The 960-nt window shown below is 39.0% G+C and carries 1 protein-coding gene; it reads left to right on the top strand.

What is annotated here, in order from left to right:
- Positions 1-227 precede the first annotated feature (227 nt).
- Positions 228-815 (top strand): hypothetical protein, encoded by a 588-nt coding sequence (locus A3739_RS03420; protein ID WP_068500322.1) that lies wholly within the window; start codon positions 228-230, stop codon positions 813-815.
- Positions 816-960 lie beyond the last annotated feature (145 nt).

The raw sequence follows: 960 nt of genomic DNA, 5'->3' as shown, positions 1-960 counted from the left end.
CAATATGAAAGTGTGGTTGATAACTCATGCCTGTGCTCCGAAGATTTAACCGAGCTAACTGTAGACCATCGACTACAAAGGCAATCGACACATCTAGATCCCGTGCCTGTTCTTTCACCTAAACAACATTAACGGGACTTGATAGAGAAATTCCCAATGCCCTATGCTCCTTCTATTTCACTTTGCACAATTCACCTTATTACGCTTCTGTTGTTGCATTGGGATTAATGCGTAGCTATAAAATCACGACTATAGAGAAAACATCGCATGACACTACCGAGGGTATTACCATGAATTTCCATTTCTCAATTTCTTGGGTTTCATTGGCCATACTACTTTCTGCAGCTCTGGTAGGGAGCGTTCATGCAGATGAATCTGGCAATGTTACTGAACATAAAAAGATTGAAGTTGATCTCAACGTAAATAAAGAAGATCCAGATACCAGCCTTAAGCGCATGGAAATTATTGAAAAGGCCTTATCGAGCGATCTAATACAAAAGAAACGATCGCTCGTTAAGACGATCGAAAATGACTACAACCAGAAGATCATCGAATTATTGAACGCAACTGTTTCACCTCTTTCGAAACATAGGGTGATCACTCATATCGAAGTTAACTTTTTCTCGCCTGAATTTGAGAATGAAGTACGTGCTAGCAATAAGGTCGCGGTATCAATAATTTTGAAGAAAGCCACATTTGGTAATTGGCAGAATCAGAATGGCTCGAAAGAAACCGCTATCGAAGTGCTAAAACAAATCATTAATCAGACATTCAGCATCCAAGAAGATCGTATCACTATCGTCGTTGTTGGTTAGCACCCTACTCGATCAGAAAAAACTTAGTAAAAGCCCCGAAAGAGGCCTATATCAAAATATATTGATATAGGCTTGCTATATCAAAGTTTATTGATATAGTTGTATCCATGAATCAAATTAGCCAAACCCCAAACGATCTTTACCT

The sequence above is a fragment of the Oleiphilus sp. HI0067 genome (genome assembly GCF_001635735.1).
Note: the sequence above shows the minus strand (reverse complement) of the source record. Positions and strands in the feature narration are given on the sequence as shown.